Source organism: Streptomyces gardneri, assembly GCF_006539185.1.
GTDB classification, from domain to species: domain Bacteria; phylum Actinomycetota; class Actinomycetes; order Streptomycetales; family Streptomycetaceae; genus Streptomyces; species Streptomyces gardneri.
Genome location: NZ_BJMN01000010.1, coordinates 23,478 through 37,959 on the forward strand (window position 1 = coordinate 23,478; position 14,482 = coordinate 37,959).

General features: G+C 72.1%; 16 protein-coding genes. 7 read left to right on the forward strand and 9 right to left on the reverse strand.

What is annotated here, in order from left to right; translation table 11 throughout:
* Positions 1-2: 2 nt before the first annotated feature.
* Positions 3-1,439 carry an MFS transporter gene (locus tag SGA01_RS06755; RefSeq protein WP_141294312.1) on the reverse strand — a complete coding sequence of 479 codons (1,437 nt, stop codon included), beginning with the start codon at positions 1,437-1,439 and terminating at the stop codon, positions 3-5.
* Positions 1,440-1,841: 402 nt separating this feature from the next.
* Here SGA01_RS06755 and SGA01_RS06760 point away from each other — a divergent pair, with 402 nt between their 5' ends.
* On the forward strand, positions 1,842-2,249 hold the full coding sequence (locus tag SGA01_RS06760; protein ID WP_141294313.1) for a YciI family protein: 408 nt from the start codon (positions 1,842-1,844) through the stop codon (positions 2,247-2,249).
* Between the two features lie 8 nt (positions 2,250-2,257).
* Positions 2,258-3,451 (forward strand): RNA polymerase sigma factor, encoded by a 1,194-nt coding sequence (locus tag SGA01_RS06765; RefSeq protein WP_141294739.1) that lies wholly within the window; start codon positions 2,258-2,260, stop codon positions 3,449-3,451.
* A gap of 97 nt (positions 3,452-3,548) precedes the next feature.
* Here the strand turns inward: SGA01_RS06765 and SGA01_RS06770 are convergent, their stop codons facing one another.
* The gene (locus tag SGA01_RS06770) at positions 3,549-4,262 is read right to left on the reverse strand and encodes an NAD(P)-dependent oxidoreductase (protein ID WP_141294315.1); all 714 of its coding nucleotides are present in this window, start codon (positions 4,260-4,262) and stop codon (positions 3,549-3,551) included.
* Between the two features lie 93 nt (positions 4,263-4,355).
* On the opposite strand from SGA01_RS06770, the gene SGA01_RS06775 reads away from it, so the two are divergent.
* Positions 4,356-5,081, forward strand: a complete 726-nt coding sequence (locus SGA01_RS06775) for a TetR/AcrR family transcriptional regulator (protein WP_141294317.1) — start codon at positions 4,356-4,358, stop codon at positions 5,079-5,081.
* Between the two features lie 87 nt (positions 5,082-5,168).
* Positions 5,169-5,582, forward strand: a complete 414-nt coding sequence (locus SGA01_RS06780) for a cytidine deaminase family protein (RefSeq protein ID WP_141294319.1) — start codon at positions 5,169-5,171, stop codon at positions 5,580-5,582.
* 50 nt (positions 5,583-5,632) lie between these two features.
* Here SGA01_RS06780 and SGA01_RS06785 read toward each other — a convergent pair whose 3' ends face one another.
* From SGA01_RS06785 to SGA01_RS06800, 4 genes are all read right to left on the reverse strand, one after another.
* Positions 5,633-6,157: an AAA family ATPase gene (locus SGA01_RS06785; protein ID WP_141294321.1), complete on the reverse strand. Its 525-nt coding sequence runs from the start codon at positions 6,155-6,157 to the stop codon at positions 5,633-5,635.
* Positions 6,158-6,207: 50 nt separating this feature from the next.
* Positions 6,208-6,855, reverse strand: coding sequence for a signal peptidase I (lepB, locus tag SGA01_RS06790; RefSeq protein ID WP_229918472.1), 648 nt, complete (start codon positions 6,853-6,855; stop codon positions 6,208-6,210).
* A gap of 123 nt (positions 6,856-6,978) precedes the next feature.
* The gene (locus SGA01_RS06795) at positions 6,979-7,200 is read right to left on the reverse strand and encodes a helix-turn-helix domain-containing protein (RefSeq protein ID WP_141294324.1); all 222 of its coding nucleotides are present in this window, start codon (positions 7,198-7,200) and stop codon (positions 6,979-6,981) included.
* Entirely contained in the window at positions 7,200-7,685 is a 486-nt protein-coding gene (locus SGA01_RS06800; protein ID WP_141294326.1) for a DUF2975 domain-containing protein, read from the reverse strand. The genes SGA01_RS06795 and SGA01_RS06800 overlap by 1 nt, the downstream gene beginning before the upstream one ends.
* Positions 7,686-7,837: 152 nt before the next feature.
* Between SGA01_RS06800 and SGA01_RS06805 the strand changes: the two genes are divergently transcribed.
* On the forward strand, positions 7,838-8,311 hold the full coding sequence (locus SGA01_RS06805) for a carboxymuconolactone decarboxylase family protein (RefSeq protein ID WP_141294328.1): 474 nt from the start codon (positions 7,838-7,840) through the stop codon (positions 8,309-8,311).
* Between the two features lie 97 nt (positions 8,312-8,408).
* Positions 8,409-9,335 (forward strand): RNA polymerase sigma-70 factor, encoded by a 927-nt coding sequence (locus SGA01_RS06810; RefSeq protein ID WP_141294330.1) that lies wholly within the window; start codon positions 8,409-8,411, stop codon positions 9,333-9,335.
* A 32-nt stretch (positions 9,336-9,367) separates the two neighbouring features.
* Here the strand turns inward: SGA01_RS06810 and SGA01_RS06815 are convergent, their stop codons facing one another.
* Entirely contained in the window at positions 9,368-11,407 is a 2,040-nt protein-coding gene (locus SGA01_RS06815; RefSeq protein WP_141294332.1) for a DUF11 domain-containing protein, read from the reverse strand.
* A 227-nt stretch (positions 11,408-11,634) separates the two neighbouring features.
* A complete protein-coding gene (locus SGA01_RS06820) occupies positions 11,635-12,651 on the reverse strand; it encodes an NHL repeat-containing protein (RefSeq protein ID WP_141294334.1) in 1,017 nt (338 codons plus the stop codon).
* Between the two features lie 122 nt (positions 12,652-12,773).
* Here SGA01_RS06820 and SGA01_RS06825 point away from each other — a divergent pair, with 122 nt between their 5' ends.
* On the forward strand, positions 12,774-13,871 hold the full coding sequence (locus SGA01_RS06825) for an ArsR/SmtB family transcription factor (protein ID WP_141294335.1): 1,098 nt from the start codon (positions 12,774-12,776) through the stop codon (positions 13,869-13,871).
* A 27-nt stretch (positions 13,872-13,898) separates the two neighbouring features.
* Here SGA01_RS06825 and SGA01_RS06830 read toward each other — a convergent pair whose 3' ends face one another.
* Positions 13,899-14,465, reverse strand: a complete 567-nt coding sequence (locus tag SGA01_RS06830) for a SixA phosphatase family protein (protein WP_141294337.1) — start codon at positions 14,463-14,465, stop codon at positions 13,899-13,901.
* Positions 14,466-14,482: the final 17 nt, after the last annotated feature.

A 14,482-nucleotide genomic window follows, 5' to 3' on the forward strand; every position in this document is an offset into this window, starting at 1 on the left:
AATCAGCGCGCCGCTTCGACGGGTACGTTCTTCTCGGGAGCCGCGGTGGGTACGGGGCCGGTGTCGCCCTCCCCCGCCCCTGCTCTGCTGCGTAGGCCGAAGGCGCTGATGACGGCGGCGACGAGGGCGGCGACCAGCGGCACGACCAGGGCGGCGCGGTACCCGTCGAGGAGGGCCGCCGGGGACGTTCCGTCCGTCGCCGCGATGTTGACGGCCGCGACGGAGGACAGGCCGAGGGCGGCTCCGAACTGGAAGGACGTGTACAGCAGGCCGCCGGCGACGCCCTGCTCCTCCTCCGCGACGCCGTCGGTGGCCAGGATCGTGAGCGGCCCGTAGGCCAGGGAGAAGGCCAGACCCAGGATGATCAGGCTCGGGAACATCGCCCAGTACGTCCAGTCCGCGCCGATCGGCAGGAACAGGGCGTAGGAGAGAGCCGCGAGGAGCAGGCCGCCGAAGATCACCCGGGCGTTGCCGAACCGGGCCACGAGCCGGGGCGTGAGGGTGGGAGAGAGGATCGCGTCCACGCCGATGACGATGAGGGCGAAGCTGGTCTGCAGGGTCGACCAGCCGCGCAGCTCCTGCAGGTAGAGCACCGCGATGAACTGGAAGCCGAAGAAGCCCGCGGCGAAGAGCATGCCGGCGAGGTTCGCGCGGACCAGCGAGCCGCTGCGGAAGATCCCCAGGCGTACCAGCGGCGAGGCCGACCTGCGCTCGATCGCGACGAACACGAGGAACAGGACCAGGCCGGCCCCGATCGTGGCCGCCGTCCAGGCCGCGGAGGCGTGTGCGGCACGCTCGACGCCGAAGACGAGGAGCAGGATCGCGCCGGTGACGCTGAGCGCACCGGCCAGGTCGACGCTCTGACCCTGGCGGTCCGGGCGCGGGGACTTCGGGATGAGGACGACCGCCGCGACGAGGATGAGGAACGTGAGGACGACCGGGGCGAAGAACACCCAGCGCCAGTCCACGGCGGCCAGCAGACCGCCGACGACCAGGCCGATGGAGAAGCCGCCCGCGGCCGTGCCGGAGTAGACCAGGAGGGCCTTGTTGCGCTGCGGGCCCTCCTCGAAGCTCGTGGTGATGATGGACAGGCCCGCCGGGGTCATGAACGCGGCCGCGACACCCGTCACGAACCGGGCGACGATGAGCATCCAGCCCTCCGTGGCGAAGCCGCCGAGGCCGGAGAAGAGCAGGAAGACCACGAGCCAGAACACGAACATCCTGCGGCGCCCGAACAGGTCGGCTGCCCGGCCGCCGAGCAGCATGAACCCGCCGTAGCCGAGCACGTAGGCGCTCATCACCCACTGGAGCATGCCCGTGGACATCTCCAGGTCCTCACGGATCGCGGGCAGGGCCACATTGAGCATGGCCACGTCGATGCCTTCGAGGAAGATCGCACCGCAGAGCACGAACAGCACGCCCCACGCGCGCCCGCTCATCCGTCCGGTGTCGCTTCCCGAAAGCGCTTGCGGTGTGGACACAGAATTATCTCCTTGTAAGCGAGGGAATATTTCCAGGGAGCCGCCCGCATTCTGGCCGCGGGCGAGTGGAGTTCCCTTGACGTGCGCGTGAGAACCGGATTTCCGCGTCCCCGCTTTCCACTACCGGAATCATGCGGCGACGGCCGGAAACGCGGAAGAACGCACTTTGAAGTCACCCAGGCACCTCAGGGGTACCGACCCGGCGCACGGACGCGGGCACGGGCGTGGGCGTGGGCGCGGGCCCCTCGCCCGAGGAAGCCGGAAAGAAACTTCGGCAGGTGGTGTCGAGAAGCCGCGGCCTGCTCCGTCCCCGTAGTGAAGGCGGCCACAATGGGCCGCATCAGACCGAGGAGAACCACCATGGCCAAGTACCTGCTGCTCAAGCACTACCGAGGCGCCCCGGCCTCCTTCAACGACGTGCCCATGGACCAGTGGACGCCGCAGGAGATCTCGGACCACATGCAGTACATGCACGACTTCGCGGCCCGGCTCGAGAAGTCCGGCGAGTTCGTCGACGGCCAGGCGCTCGCGCCCGAAGGGACCTTCGTCCGGTACGACGGCGAGGGCCGCCCGCCCGTCACCGACGGCCCGTTCGCCGAGACCAAGGACCTGATCGCCGGCTGGATGGTGATCGACGTCGACACCTACGAGCGGGCCGTCGAACTGGCCGGGGAACTGTCGGCGGCCCCCGGAGCGGGCGGGAAGCCGATCCACGAATGGCTGGAGGTACGCCCGTTCCTGACCGCGCCGCCCACCATCACCGAGTGACCTCACCCATGGACGACGCCCTGCTGCGCACCCTCACGCCGAGCGTCCTCACCGTCCTCGTCCGCCGCGGAGCCGACTTCGCGGCGGCCGAGGACGCCGTACAGGACGCCCTCGTCGAAGCCGTCCGCCTGTGGCCGGACGACCCGCCTCGCGATCCCAAGGGCTGGCTGGTCACGGTGGCCTGGCGCAAGTTCCTCGACTCGGCCCGGTCCGACACCGCCCGTCGCCGCCGCGAGGACCGCATCGACCAGGAACCGCCGCCCGGCCCCGCGGCCCCGGCCGACGACACTCTCCAGCTCTATTTCCTGTGTGCCCACCCTTCCCTGACGCCCTCGTCCGCGGTCGCTCTCACGCTGCGGGCCGTCGGCGGGCTCACCACCCGCCAGATCGCCCAGGCCTATCTCGTCCCCGAAGCGACGATGGCGCAGCGCATCAGCCGGGCCAAACGCACTGTCTCCGGCGTCCGGTTCGACCGGCCCGGGGACGTCGCCACCGTCCTGCGCGTCCTCTACCTGGTCTTCAACGAGGGCTACTCCGGCGAGGTCGACCTCGCCGCCGAAGCCATCCGGCTCACCCGGCAGCTGACCGCCGCGATCGACCACCCCGAAGCCGCCGGGCTGCTCGCCCTCATGCTCCTCCACCACGCCCGGCGCGCCTCCCGGACGCTGCCCGACGGCGCCCTGGTCCCCCTCGCCGAGCAGGACCGCGGCCGGTGGGACACGGCCGCGATCGCCGAGGGCGTCACGATCCTGCAGGCGGCGCTCGCCCGTGACCGGCTGGGCGAGTTCCAGGCCCAGGCCGCCATCGCCGCGCTCCACGCCGACGCGCCGACCGCCGAGGAGACCGACTGGGTGCAGATCGTCGAGTGGTACGACGAACTCGTCCGCCTCACCGACAGCCCCGTGGCCCGCCTCAACCGCGCGGTGGCCCTCGGCGAGGCCGACGGACCACGAGCCGGCCTCGCCGCGCTCGCCGCCCTGGACGACGCGCTCCCCCGTCACACCGCCGTGGCCGCGTACCTCCACGAACGCGCCGGCGACCCGGCGACCGCGGCGCGGCTCTACGCCGTGGCCGCCGGGAAAGCGTCGAACCTCGCGGAACGCGAGCACCTCACGCGCCAGGCCGCCCGACTCAACACAGCCGGGAGGAAGGACGAAAGGAGGGAGGGCGAGCGAGAGGACGAGTCGACGCGCGGGTCGTGAGCGATCGTCAGGTGTAGTCCACGCTGTACACGATGTCGGCCGAGAGACGGGACACTGTCCGTGTCGTCCTCGACGCCCACCACCCAGACGCCCACCTTCAGTCGGTGTGCCCCTCCGCGCGCCTGCGGAGGTCGGCTGCGTGGGCCAGGGCGCTGGGGGTGCGGCAGCCGACGATCGCCGGGGCTTCCTGGACGAGTGTGTCGTCGGTCAGGGCTTCCACCATGAACAGCGCGAAGTCCACCCGGCGCGTGAGGTTGCTCGCCAGCACCGGGTCGCCCACGTGCCGGCTCCAGACGGGCAGGCCCTGGCTCTCGCCCTCCTCCAGGGTGCTGCCGCGCACCACGGTCCAGCGGGTGGCGCTGGCGAACACCCTTCGGCAGGCCTCCACCTGGTCGTCGAGCTCGACCGCGCGGACGAGCTTGCCCAGCACGGCGGCGATCCTGACGCCGGTGGTGAACATCCGCGAGTACGTGTCCTTGCCGTCGCGCGTGATGTGCCAGCCGCAGGAGAAGATCAGGCGGGCGCCCGGCCGTGCGTGGTCGAGGACGGCCTGCGCCGTGCCCGAGGAGTACTGGCGCACGCCCCAGGGCGCCAGCACCGTCAGCACGCCGTCGCAGCCGGCGACCGCTCGCGCGATCACCTCCGGGTCGTCGGTGGGTCCCGGGACCACGGTCATCCGGCCTTCGAACGCGGCGAGTTTCGGCACGCTGGTCTCCCGGCACACGCCGACCACCTCGTGGCCGCGCTCCAGCGCGTGGCGGACCATGTACTGCCCGAGCTTCCCCGAAGCCCCGACGATGCAGACCTTCATGGCGCAGCCCCTTCCACGGAATGCCGACCTTATGCTGTAAGAAACGCTAGCCTTATGGCGTAAGGCGGTCAAGGGAGCCGGAAGGAGCGGTGGATGGGTGAGCGTGCCGGTGGCAAGGGGCGAGGCGGGGCGGGGCGTACGCCTCTGAGCCGTGAGCGCGTGATCCGTACGGCGGTCGCCGTCGCGGACGAGAAGGGCTCGGCGGCGCTCAGCATGCGGGCGATCGCGGCGCCGTTGGGTGTGGAGGCGATGTCGCTCTACCACCACGTCGCGGGCCGGGACGACATCCTCGACGGCATGGTGGACGCGGTGTTCGGCGAGATCGACCTGCCGCCGCACGACACGGACTGGAAGAGCGCCATGCGCGCCCGCGCGCTCTCCGCCCGCGCCGCGCTCCTGCGTCATCCGTGGGCCATCGGTCTCATGGACTCCCGTTCACGGCCCGGTCCGGCGACCCTGCGCCACCACGACGCCGTGATCGGCGCGCTGCGCACCGCGGGATTCTCCGTACCCATGACCGCGCACGCCGTCTCGCTGATCGACAGTTACCTGTACGGCTTCGTCCTGCAGGAAATCAGCCTGCCGTTCAGCGGCTCGGCGGAGCTCGACGAGGTCGCGGGCGCGATCCTGCACGACATGCCCGCCGACACCTACCCCCACCTCACCGAGCTGGCCACCCAGCTCGTCCTCACGCCCGGCTACGACTACGCCGACGAGTTCACCTTCGGCCTCGCACGCGTCCTCGACGCCCTCCACCCGGACGAGGACCCGAGTGGCATGCGGCCACAGCCCCAGGCGGGGGAAGGGCATGGTCCGTGAGGCTGATGGGACCGGCACCGTGATATTCGTTTGCGGTCCCTCGTCACTCGGCTGAACATCGCGTGACACCTGACGAAGGCAGAGACCATGACCGCGCAGAACCATCCCGTCGATCACGAGCTCATCGAGGCAGCGGCGCACGTCGCTCGCACGCGCTGCCGGGGCGACAACCACACCATGGCAGCCGCTGCCCGCGCCCAGGACGGCCGGATCGTCACAGCGGTGAACGCGTACCACTTCACGGGAGGACCCTGCGCCGAGCTCGTCCTCATCGGCGCGGCAGCCTCCCAGGGCGCCTACGAGCTGAACACGATCGTCGCGGTGGGCGACCGCGACCGTGGGGTCGTTCCGCCGTGCGGCCGGTGTCGCCAGGTCCTCCTCGACTACTTCCCGACCCTCAAGGTCATCGTCGGCGAAGGCGATCGCCTCCGGACCGTCCGCATCGCCGACCTGCTTCCCGAAAGCTACGTCTGGGCCGACCACCAGCTCGACGCCGAGTAGCCGCGCCGCCCGGAACGCGCCGGCACCACCGACCACCCGTGAGACGGCACTCAGCTCTTGACGGCCTCCGCGATCCGCAGGGCGGCCCGGGCGGGAGTGAGGTGCGTGGTGTCGACGACCTCGGCCTCCGCGTGCAGCCAGGTGCGGGCCGCCTCGGCGTAGGGATCGAGGTGTGCGAGACGGAAGGGCGAGTCGGGGCCGACCACGGTGTCGCCCGCGATGCGCCCGCGAAGGGTGTCCCGGTCGGCATGGAGGACGAAGTGTCGTACCGGAATCGCGTGCCGCGCGAGGCCGGCGCTGATCTCGCGCCAGTACTGCTCGACCAGGACGGTCATGGGGATCACCAGAGTGCCGCCGGTGTAGTCGAGGACGTGGCGGGCGGTCTCGACCACGAGCGGACGCCACGGCGGCCAGTGCTGGAAGTTGCCCGTCTCGGGCAGTCCCGGCGTGATGTCCATGAGCGTCTCGCCGACCTTCTCGGCGTCGAACACCCGAGAATCCGGGATCAGCTGCTGTACGAGCGCACTGGTCGTCGTCTTGCCTGCGCCATGGGTGCCGTTGAGCCATACGATCATGGCCTCACGCTAGCGCCGGACAGCACGACGCAGGCGCGTATCACCGATCGTCACGACTCGGTACGCGCCCAAGCCGCCCCTTGGCGCAGGGTGCTGTGGATGTCCCTCACGGCTCGCCGCCTGGCCGTGTACCAGAGTCCGGCGCCGCTCAGGGCCAGTACGGCTCCGAGGGCTCCGGCCGCCGTGACCGCCGGCGGCGGGCCCTCGGTGACGCGTCCGAGGACGGCGGAGGTCGCGACGCCGCCCGCGTTGTCGTCGAGGAACTGCCGCGAGTCGTTCGCGTTCCCCCGGTTGTCGCCCAACAGGAACAGGAACCCCTCCGGCACACGCACGTCGTACGGCTCCGCTGCCGGTCCGATGGGGCCGTCGTTCCTGTACGGCTCGTCCAAGGGCCGCCCGTTCACCGTGATCCGGTCTCCGTCGGAGACGACGTGGTCGCCGCCCGTCCCGACGACCCGCTGCAGGACCGGCGCGTCCCGGTAGCGCTCGGGGACGCGGATGAGGAGGACGTCGCCCCGGCGTATGGCGTCCGCGTCGACGCGCTCGGTGGACAGGCGATCGCCCACGCGGTGGGTGGGCTCCATGGAGGCGCCCATGACGGTGGCCCCCCGGTGAGTCGTGAAGAAGAACCCGATGCCGCCCAGCACCAGGACCACTCCGCCCGCCACCATGACCCGCCCCGCGGTCCTCAGACGCACGCCCGCTCCCCGCTGCCGCATGAACGTTCCTCCCTCACACCGCCCTTGGGCCGGACGGACCTGCAGACGGTAGAGGATTCCCGGGCGGTGCATGTGCGTGGGGTGCGCCCGCCCTCGGCCGCCTCAGTCGTCCGTGGCGTCCTCGGGCTCCCAGCGCAGCAGGTCGCCCGGCTGGCAGTCGAGCACGTCGCAGAGCGCGGCGAGCGTCGCGAAGCGCACCGCCTTGGCGCGGCCGTTCTTGAGTACCGCGAGGTTGGCGGGTGTGATGCCCACGCGGTCCGCGAGCTCACCCACGGACATCTTCCGCCTGGCCAGCATCACATCGATGTCGACGGCGATCGGCATCAGATCACCTCGTCCAGTTCCGCCTGCATCCGCGCCGCTTCGCCGTCGCGCGCGACGGCCTGGACGAGCAGCATCCGCAGGACGAGCACGACGAGCGCGACCCCCAGGATGGCCAGCCCGACGCCGGCCATGATGACCGTGACACCCGGGTCCTCCCGCTGGCCCGGCGCGTTGACCGCCGTGACCGCGAACCACACGAGGGCGGCGGCCACGATCGCGCCGATCACGCCGTCCACGTACCGGAAGGCCGCGTGGGAGAACACGGTTCCGCGTCGCACCATCGCCACCAGCCGCCATACGCAGACCAGGGCGACCTGGGCCGCCACCATGCCCAGGATCGTGAGCACGCGCAGCGGGTCCAGCGGAAGCGACCCGTCCTCCGGGTCGGTGGCCAGCGCCCACACCATCAATGCCTGGACGGACACGGTGCCTGCGAGCACCACCAGGAGCACGGCGCGCAGCGCACGCACAGTCAGCTTTCCCATGACCCAGCCTTCCATCGAGTTGCGATGGAAATCTATCGATTTTCGATAGGTGCCGCAAGGGAGACCCAGGTCACATCCGCTCGTGTCACAAGGGGGCGGGCTGCCTCGTCTCAGGGGTGTAGCCACCTTCCACCGCAGCAAAGGAGCACATCATGGACGCGCGACTCGACCTCTTCGCCAGCCCCGTCACCGGCAAGGCCTTCAAGCACCTCATGGCGGCGGGCAAGGCCGTCAAGGAGTCGTCGCTGCCGGCCGCGACGCAGGAGTTGGTGTCGTTGCGCGTGAGCCAGATCAACGCCTGCGCCGTCTGCATCGACATGCACACCAAGGAGGCGACCGCCGCCGGCGAGACCGCGGTGCGGCTGAACCTCGTGACGGCGTGGCGGGAGGCCACGGTCTTCACCGAGGCCGAGCGTGCCGCGCTGGAGCTGGCGGAGCAGGGGACCCGTACCGCCGACGCGGCCGGCGGAGTGGACGACGAGGTGTGGGCGCGTGCCGCTCTGCACTACGACGAGGAGCAGCTCAACGCCCTGGTCCTTCTGATCGGCTTCATGAACCTGGCGAACCGGCTGAACGTCATCACCCGCCAGCCCGCCGGCGACTACGTGCCCGGCTCGTTCCACTGATCTCCTCCGGGCGCCGGTGGTCCGGATGATCATGGGAAGGGCCCGTACCGCCGAAGTCCGGCCGGGCCGTGGGACGTCACAGGGAGAGGAGACGCGCGTGAGCAAGGTCGAGGAGTTCGAGGAGTTGCGGCCGCTGCTGTTCTCGATCGCCTACCGGATCCTGGGCAGCGTCAGCGAGGCCGAGGACGCGGTCCAGGAGACCTGGCTGCGGTACGACGGCTCGGGCACCCGGCCGACGTCGACCAAGGCTTTCCTGTCCGCCACGGTGACACGGATCTCCATCGACGTGCTGCGGTCCGCGCGCGTGCGGCGGGAGGAGTACGTCGGCCCGTGGTTTCCCGAACCGCTGCTGAACGACCCGTACGAGGACCCTGCCCGGTCGGCGGAGCTCGCCGACTCGGTGTCGATGGCGGCCCTGCTCCTCCTCGAGCGGCTCAGCCCGCTGGAGCGGGCCGTCTTCCTGCTGCGCGAGGTGTTCGGCTTCGGCTTCGAGGACATCGCCGAGGCGGTGGAACGCTCCGAGGCGGCCTGCCGGCAGCTGCTCGTACGGGCACGACGGCACATGCAGGCGGGGCGGCCCCGGTTCGCTCCGGACCGCGAGGAGCGGGAGGAGCTGGCGACCCGGTTCTTCGACGCGCTCAAGAACGGCGACGTCGACGGACTGCAGAGCCTGCTCACCGCCGACGTGCAGCTCCTCGGCGACGGCGGCGGCAAGACGCCTCAGTTGGCCAGGGCCGTCGCCGGCGCGCAGAACGTGGCCCGGCTCCTGGCCTCGGTCTTCCCCTGGCTGTTGCGGATCGAGGTCTCGCTCACGCCGGCCGAGGTCAACGGCCAGCCCGGCGCCGTCTTCCGCGACCGGGACGGAAGGATCCTGCACACCATGGCCCTCGACGTGGTCGAGGGTCGGATCCAGGCCATCCGTTCCGTGAGCAACCCCGACAAGCTCCGCCACCTCGGGCCCGTCGCCGATGCCTGGGCCGTCACCGACGAGGTCAAGCGGGCCCGGCGCCGTCACACGCCCTGACGGGAGGGGCGTGCCACGGCGCCGGGCGTGGGTCAGGGGCAGCTGATGCGGGTGTCGCCCGTGTCGGTGGTGCAGGTGTCGGTGCCGAGGCCGCCGTTGGCGGTGTCGTTGGCGGAGACGCCGTCGGTGGTCGTGAGGCGGTCGTTGCCGTACGAGCCCGTCAGCGTGTCGTTTCCGGGGCCGCCGTTCATCGTGTCGTCGCCGAAGGAGCCGTCGAGGTTGTCGTTGCCGAAGCCGCCGTGGACGGTGTCGTGGCCGTAGCTCGCGCGGACGGTGTCGTTGCCGCCGAGGCCGCAGATCACGTCGTTGGAGTAGCCGCCGGTCAGGGTGTCCGCGCCGCTGGTGCCGATGATCGTGCAGCCGCGGGCGTTGTTCACCGCTGTGGTCGTCGTGGCCGTGTTGTCGGAGGTCATGGGGTCCGACGGGCTGCCCGCGACGGTCGCGGTGTGCGTGAGGGTGCCGGTGGAGCGGGGCTCCGCCGTGAAGGTGAGCGTCGTGCTCGCGCCGGGGGCTAGGGAACCGAGGGCGCAGGTCGCCTGTGTCGAGGTCGTCGTGCACGTGCCCTGGGTGGGGGTGGCGGAGATCAGGGTCACGCCGGCGCCCGCGAAGGTGTCCGTCAGGGTGATGCCGGTCGCGGTGGCGGTGGAGCTTGTCTTGTTGGCGACGGTCACCGTGTACGAGACGCGGTCGCCGATGCTCACCGCGGCCGTGGGGTTGATCGTCACCGACAGGTCCGCGCGCGGCGGCGTCGTACCGTCGCCTCCCTCGTAACGGGCGAGCGTGAAGGCGAAGCCCGCCCCGTAGCCGGCCGCGACGACCTTGCCGTCCGGCTGGACGAGTACCGCGCGGGCCTCGTCGAAGTCCCCGAAACCGGTGACCACGAAGCCGTCGCCGCCGAAGCCGGTGTCGATCGTGCCGTTGGGGTGGAAGCGGGCCAGCCCGAAGTCGTTCGCCTCGGCGCTGTCGGGGTCGTCCGCCCGGCCGGCCAGGACGATCTTGCCGTTCGCCTGCAGGGCCATCGCGTACGCGATCCCGCCGTCCCCGGGGAAGCCCACGGAGGTACGGCCGCCGGTGCCGAAGCCCGCGTCGGGACTGCCGTTCGCCTGGTAGCGGAGGAGCGCGAAGCCGGCGCCGCCGGAGCCCGCGGCGAGGATCTTGCCGTCGGACTGGACCGCGACCGCGGTGCCGAACTCGGTGCCGCCGAAGTCGGCGGTGACCATGCCGTCGCCGCTGAAGCCGGTGTCGAGGCTGCCGTCGGGCAGGTAGCGGACGACGCCGATGTCGAAGGCGGTGTTGCCCACGTAGCCGACCGACACGACCCGGCCGTCCGGGAGGAGGGCCATGCTCCGGGCGATGCCGCCGGCTTCCTGGGGCGAGGAGGGCGTGAACCCGGCGACGACCGCGCCGTCACCGCCCAGGCTCGGGTCCAGGTTCCCGTCCGTGTCGAGGCGGACCAGCGCGAACCCGCCGCCGCCCCCCTTGCCCACGGCGACGATCCGGCCGTCGCTCCGCACCGCCACGTCCGCGCCGTCCGCGGACCCGCCGAACTCCTCGACCCGGACGAGGCCGCCCTCGCCGAACTCCGGGTCCGGGGTGCCGTCGGGCAGGTAGCGGGCCACGGAGAAGAAGCAGCAGCCTCCGCCCTCCTCCCCGAACACCTCGGTGGTTCCGGCCACCACGATCTTCCCGTCGGCGGGCTGGATCGCGACCGCGTTCGCCGAGTGGGCGCCGCCACCGAAGTCGCTGGTCACCAGGCCGCCGGTACCGAAGGCGGGGTCGAGGCCGCCGCCGGGCAGGTAGCGCGCGAGTGCGAACCCGCCCTCGCTCAGGCCCGCCACGACCAGCTTGCCGTCGGCCTGCCGCGCGATGTCGTGGCCCTCCGCGTAACCCGGGAAGGGCGTGATCACCCGGCCGCCCGGGCCCGGGCCGAACGTCGGATCCAGGTCCCCGGGCGCGGCCCACGCCGCGCCGGGCAGCGCGAGTACGAGCGCCGTGGCGAGCAGGGACGAGGCCGCGGCCCTCCCCCGTGCTCTTCGGCGCCGCCGCGCGGATCTCGGGTGTGCAGCATTCATGGGCGTACGGCCTCCGTGGTCGGGAAGTGCGGACAGCAGCGGCGCACAGCTTCCTGACCGGAGCCCGCCCGCTCGCCGCGGGCACCGCGGTACTGCGCCCACTGGCCCTCTCGAACCACTCCGGCGAGGGAGCGCACTCGGGGCGGCCGGCCGCCCGCCGGACGGGCGACCCGCGCCCGTCCGGTGTCCTCGGTCAGCCGGCGTCCTCGGTCAGCCGGCGTCCTCGGTCAGCCGGCTTCGCCGCACGTCGGGTCGGCGATCGCGCTCACCGTGTACGGGGGCCGGCCCGGCGGGTCGTCGAGCTGGCTGTTGACCACGTACAGGCGGCAGCCGTGCCGCGCGAGCGTGGTCGGCAGGTCGAAAGGACCTTCGGTGAGGCGATGGGTCACCGTGCCCGACCTCAGCTCCTCGTCCAGCCGGGCGATGTACACACCGTGCGGGGCGCCGTAGTTGAGTACGGCGTACAGCGTCCGGTCACGGAGCACCATGCCGTCCGCGCCGAAGGACTCCGTGCCCAGGTCGAGTCGGCTGACGTCCCGGTCGGCCGTGCCGACGCGCCAGACGGCCTCGGTGCCGTTGGACGCGACCAGCAGGGCGGTGCCCGAGTCGTTCGCGACGATGCCGTTCAGCAGCCAGTACCGCGCGGGGAACTGCGGGAACGCGGAGCGGATGTCGAGCCAGGGTTCGAGCGGGCCGATGGCGCCGCCCCGGATCTCCGCCCGGAGCACGACGGGGTTGGCCCAGTCGGTCACGTACACCGCGTCCTTCGTCACCGCCAGGTCGTTCAGGTCGGGCGCGCCGAGGGGTCCGTCGGGGGCCGTCCGGGTGGCCAGCAGTCGTCCGTGCCGGTCGTGGACGGTCAGCTTCGCGCCGCCCACCGAGAGGACACGGCCGCGCCGGTCGGTGTGGACGCCCAGAGAGCTGGGGCGGTCCTCCAGACCGCGCGCCGGGAAGGGCTTCATCTCGGGGGAACCGACCCGGCCTCGGTAGAGGGCGCCCGTACCGTCCGAGGACACGTACATCGTGCCGTCCGGGGTGATGGCGATGCCCTCCGGGAGCACGCCGGGTGCGCGGGAGACGACATAGGAATCGGGCAGGTCGCGGGCGTCGGCCGGGGCGGGCACGGCGGCGAGGACCGTGAGGAGGGCGGTGGTGGCGGTGAGGCGGACGACGGAGCGGGCGGTTCTTCGGGCAGGGATCCTCGTGGGGATTCGGGCGGGGATTCGGGCAGGGATGCGGCGCATCGGTACGGCCTCCGGTGAGGGGGTCGACGACGTGGACACCCGCAGCGTGCAACGGAGTCGGCGGTGACGCATCGCCTTTCCCCTCTGGGTAAAAGGGTCCGACGCGCCGATAATCGGCTCACATGATCCGCCTTCACTTCACGGCCGCCGATCTGCGTCAGATCACCCTCGCCCCGGCGGCCAACGCGCTCTCCGAGACCGCCCTGAGTCTGCGGCTCAGCCTGCGCCTGCGTGCGGGCGGTGCGCGCGAGCGCGCCAGCGGTGGCGGTGGCGGTGGCGGTGGCGGGAGTCACGGGTACGGGCTGTGGGACAGGCCGCGTCCCGCCGCCCGGCAATGGCACCGGTCCCTGCGGGGGACCGCGAGTGCCCGGGCCGGTGTCCTGGCCGAACTCGTCACCGAGGACGGGTTCATGCCGGACTTCCTGCTCCAGCCGTCCCTGCACGGCTTCGCCGACGCGCTGGAGGCGGCCGTCTCGACGCCGGCGGAGCAGCTCGCGATCGACCTCGGGATCCCCAGGGCAGCGGGGCGGAACGGCCACTTGACCCGACCCGGACCGTGGGCCCTGGAGCTCGCCCAGGGCTCCGCGAGTGCGACCCGCACGCTCGTCGACGACACCCGCCGGTACTTCCGGACCACGGTCGAGCCGCTCTGGCCACGGATTCGCGGCGACGCCCTGACCGATCGCGCGCTGCGCTCCGAGATGCTGCTGCGCGGAGGCGTGGACGCCCTGCTCACCACCCTGGCGCCCACCTGGAGGTGGCAGCCGCCGACGCTCCACCTGCCGTCGGCCTCGGCGTACGACATCCCGCTCTGCGGTCGCGGACTGCTCCTCGTGCCCTCCTGGTTCGCGACCGGCCCGCTGGTGATGTACCGGCCCCGGGCGGCGACCGTGCTCGTGTACCCCCTGCACGACGGCTCCGACGGCTCCGGCGACGCGGACGCGGGTACGGGTGCAGCCGGCGCCTGCGCGGCCGGAACCGGCGGCGGGCCGGAAGCCCTGGCCGCGCTGCTCGGCCGCACCCGCGCGCAGGTGCTGGCCCTGCTCCGCACTCCCGCCACGACCACCGCCCTGGCCGAGCGCGCCGACATCTCGCTGCCGGCGGCGAGCCGGCACACACGGGTGCTGCGCGAGGCCGGTCTCGTCGACACCACACGGACCGGCGTCGCCGTCCTCCACACCCTCACGCCCCTCGGGCACGGCCTCCTCGCCGGAACCTGACCGGCGGCGCCCACCTTTGAGTGCTGCTCACGGGTTCTTCCGACCGCGCGGAATCACCAGGTCCGTCAGGAGCGCTCCGCCCGGGCGGAGGCCCGGCCAGCTGCCGTGCCAGGTCAGGACGGCCGTCGCTGAGGTCGGGAACTTGGTCCGTACGCGGTCCAGGGCGTCCCCGACGCCGTCGGCCGCGAGCAGCAGGACGAGGTCTTCGAGGCCCGGGTTGTGCCCGACGAGCACCAGCGTTCCGGTCGCGTCGGGCACGCCGTGGAGGACGTCGAGGAGGTCGTCGGCGTCCGCCCCGTACAGGCGGGGGTCGTGGCGGACCGGTGGAGGGCTGTCCAGTTCGGCGGCGGCCAGGTCCCATGTGTGGCGGGCGCGCCGGGCCGGGGAGCACAGGACGAGGTCGGGCAGCACTCCGGTCTCCGCCAGGGAGCGCCCGGCCGCCGGGGCGTCGCGCAGTCCTCGGGGGCCGAGGGGCCTGTCCCGGTCGGGGACGCCTTCCGGCCAGGCGCTCTTGGCGTGCCGGAGGACGACGAGTCGGCGCGGTCGGCCTTCGGCGGACCGGGTGTGCTCGGGCGTTTCGGTGGAGGGTGTCACCTGGCCGAGCGTAGGGG